The sequence below is a fragment of the Ralstonia sp. ASV6 genome (assembly GCF_016429285.1).
In the GTDB taxonomy this organism is placed as follows: Bacteria; Pseudomonadota; Gammaproteobacteria; order Burkholderiales; family Burkholderiaceae; genus Ralstonia; species Ralstonia flaminis.
The window spans coordinates 1-3,523 of sequence record NZ_JAELUI010000267.1; the positions used below are offsets into that span (position 1 = coordinate 1).

Annotated in this window: 2 protein-coding genes and 1 pseudogene; all 3 read right to left on the reverse strand. The window is 62.4% G+C overall.

Annotated elements, in window-relative coordinates; genetic code table 11:
- Positions 1-151 (reverse strand): annotated as a pseudogene (gene pdxA, locus JHD73_RS27125) (4-hydroxythreonine-4-phosphate dehydrogenase); the annotation flags it as partial.
- Between the two features lie 98 nt (positions 152-249).
- Positions 250-1,740 (reverse strand): peptidylprolyl isomerase, encoded by a 1,491-nt coding sequence (locus tag JHD73_RS27130; protein ID WP_199033234.1) that lies wholly within the window; start codon positions 1,738-1,740, stop codon positions 250-252.
- 7 nt (positions 1,741-1,747) lie between these two features.
- Positions 1,748-3,523 (reverse strand): LPS-assembly protein LptD (locus JHD73_RS27135; RefSeq protein ID WP_199033233.1); only part of this gene is annotated, 1,776 nt, incomplete at its 5' end.

The following is a 3,523-nucleotide window of genomic DNA, read 5'->3' on the forward strand; positions in this document are numbered from 1 at the left end:
GGGCTTGCAGCAACGCGGCATCACCGATCACGTGCCACTGCACATCGGCATAGCGCGACGATGTCTGCCGCGCCAGATGCAGCAGCGCTGCCACGGTAATGTCGGGACCGATGCCGGCGGGCTCGCCAGTCGTGATTGCAATGTTCAGCATGCGACGCTTGTTAGAAGCAGTGTCGAAGTCAGTCTAGAAATGCCACGGCCGCCCGCAGGCGGCCGTGAGCGATGCGGTTACCCCGCAGCGTAACAGGCTTATTGCTGTTGGCGATTCACGCGGTATTCCACGTGTGCGCCATCGCGCAACTCGCGCAGCCAATCCTCATACGCCGCTTGGACCTTCTGCTCGCGGATCACCGAGCGCGCATAGTCACGCTGACGGTCCACCGGCACTTCGGCTTCGCGGCGGCCTTCCACCTGGATCAGGTGCACGCCAAACTGGCTCTGCACCGGCTGCGAGACCTCACCCGGCTTGAGCAGGTTCATCGCCTGTTCGAACTCCGGCACCAGTTGACCCGGCGACACCCAGCCCAGCTCACCACCTGCGCTGGCCGAACCATCCTGCGAGAACCGGCGTGCCGCATCGGCAAAGTCATAGCCGTGGACGATACGGTCACGCAAGCCAGCCAGTTGGCGACGTGCGTCGTCGGCCGACATGGTCGCACCGGTCTTGATCAGGATGTGGCGGACCTGCGTCTGCTGCACCTTGGTGGCAATGGCGGTGGTCGGGGCACGCTTCTCCACCAGCTTGATCACGTGGTAACCCGCCGGGCTTTCGATCACCTGGCTCGCCACCTGGCCGGCTTTCAGGTCGACCACGGCGTTGGCGAACACCGCCGGCAAGCGACCGATCGGGCGCAGGCCCAATTCGCCGCCCTGGGCTGCATCTTGCGCACCTGAATTTTCACGCGCCAGCTTGGCGAAATCGGCACCGCCCTGCGCTTGCTTGAGCAGGCTTTCGGCCTTGCTGCGCGCAGCGGCCTTCTGGTCAGCCGTGGCATCTTCGGCCACCGGCACGAGAATCTGCGAGACGTTGTATTCCTGCTCGCCAGCGGCGGTGGCACCGCCACCTTGCTGCGCCAGATAGTTGTCGATCTCACCGTCGTAGACCTGCACCTTGGAATCCACCTCGCGCTCGCGCAGGCGGGCCAGCAGAATCTCCTGGCGGAGGTCATCGCGGTACTTGTCGTACGCCATGCCCGACTCCGTCAGCTTGCTCTTGAGCTGCGGTACCGACAGGTTGTTGCGCTGGGCCACGCTTTCCACGGCACGGTCCACATCGGCATCGGACACGCGGATACCGCTTTCCTTGGCGGTTTGCGCCTGCACGCGCTCCAAAATCAGCTGCTCAAGCACCTCGCCCAGCAGATCGGCACGCGGAGGCAATTGACGATTCTGCGCGCGGAATGTGCGCTCAACCAGATCAGCACGATTGAGCAGTTCGCGACGGGTGATGACGTCGGTGTTGACCACAGCCACCACCTCGTCGACAAGCTGGCTGCGCGGCGTGCCGGCAACGGTCGGCCCGGGCAGCGTGCCCTGCAGCAGCGGCTGGCTGGGCGACGAATCAGGCTTGGAGAAGATGCCCTTCAACGGTGCGCCCTTTTGCTGCGGCTGCTGCGCATAAACAGCAGGCACCAGCACGGCACCCACGGCCAGCGCAACCAGCGCCTTTGTCATTGCGCCCAGGCGGCGGGCAGGTGCCACACCCGTGGCAAGGCGGTCAGCGTTCGATTGGAAAGCCATCATGTCGTTATTCATATTGATCCAGCACGGACGGCGTAATCGGCTGCGCGGTCACCGGCTGATAGCCGGGCACGTTCAGACGAATCACGTCGATCGGATTGTTCCCCACCTTCGACAGGCCCTTGAACTCGATCTGGGCAAAGATGTGTGTCGTATAGCCCGAGACCGCGTTGCTGTAACGCTGCACGGCCAAGCGGCCAACCCAGCAATCGGCCACGTATTCGAGACCAAGCAGCATATCCGATGGCTTGCGCGCATCCATGTCGTAACCGATGCGGCCCAGACCATACAGGCGTCGCGTGATCGGCCACTGCGCCGAGATATCCGCCTGTTCCAGCGGCAACTGGCCGGTGTTGACATCGGCGCGGTAGTAGCGGTAGCCGAGGTTGATCACCTTGTTGGCTTCCGGCTTCCAACTGAACGCCACGGTCGAACGCATGATGCGGTCGATGTCCTGATTGTACTGAAGGTTCGTATCGAAAAAGATGCCGCGGAACATCTGGATCGTGGTCGCGCCCAGCAAGTCCGAGTAGCGGCGCACTGCGGTGGGGGCAGCGCCTGCCAACGTCACACGTTGGCCCTCGAAGTCGATACGCTGCGCGATCGTGGCACGCAGCCGTTCGATACCCGACTCTGCCTCGACAAAGCGCGTAGTCACACCCGCCGTCAGCTTGTTGTTGTCCGCAATCCGGTCATAACCGGTGTACGGGTTCTCGGTGAAGATCTGGCCGAGGTTGAAGTCCGACTGGCCGGTATCAAACAGCGGGATCTGCGACTGATCGCGGTACGGCGTGTACACGTAGAACAGGCGCGGCTCCAAGGTCTGGATATAGCTCACGCCGAACAGCTTGGAGACCAGCGTCGCATCCCGCTCGAAGGTCATGCCGGAATCGAGTGAGAACGTCGGCAGCGTACGGTTGATCTGCGTATCCTGCGTGTCGCCTGCCGGACGATCCAGGCGATACGACGTAGCGTTCAAGATGAACTTGGGCGTGACATACCAACCTGGGCGGACGATCGGATAACTGATCGTCGGCTGCATGAACAAGCGCTCGCCCTGCACAGTATCGGGTGTCGGGATCGAGAACCGCGTGTAGTCGGTCTGGAAATTGATGTCGAATCCGCCGAGGTCGTAACGCGTGTACGACAAATTCAACTGCGGCACACGCTCATACGGCGGTGAAAGCGGCGTGGTCGCGGTCGACAGTGTCTGGAACTTCTGCACGCGCGCCAAAGCGACCCAGTCGCCGATCGAATACGTGACGCCACCTTCCTGAACGTACTGCCGCTGCGTTGCGGTGACGATGCTGCGGCCAAGGTCGTCTGGATACGTGTTATCCGAGACCTTGTTGTAGTTGACGTAAGCGTTCAACCCAGGAGCGAGGCGCTGGGTGTGCTGCAGTGCGATCGACCAGCGGTTGCGTCCCGCCTCACGGTCATCCGGCAGGAATTCACCACGTAGAACACCGCTGTACGACGGATCAAGATAGCGATACTCCGCCCCCAGCTGCAAACCGCGCTGGCTCAGCAGACGCGGGTACAGCGTCAGATCGCGGTTGGGCGCGATGTTGAAGTAGTACGGCAGCGTGATGTCGGCCCCGCTGCGGCTGTTGTAGCCGAACACCGGCGAGAGGAAACCGCTGCGCCGGTCGTCGTTGAGCGGGAAATCCATCACAGGCGCCGCAAACACAGGCACACCGAAGAAGTGCAGGACGCCATTGCGGCCGGTGCCAACCTGGCGATCGCTGTCGATGTCGATGCGGCTTGCGCTGAAGTACCAGTC

Bases quoted from the DNA above. Each gene is read 5' to 3' on its own strand.
- JHD73_RS27130 (WP_199033234.1), bottom strand. From the start codon at position 1,740: ATGGCTTTCCAATCGAACGCTGACCGCCTTGCCACGGGTGTGGCACCT.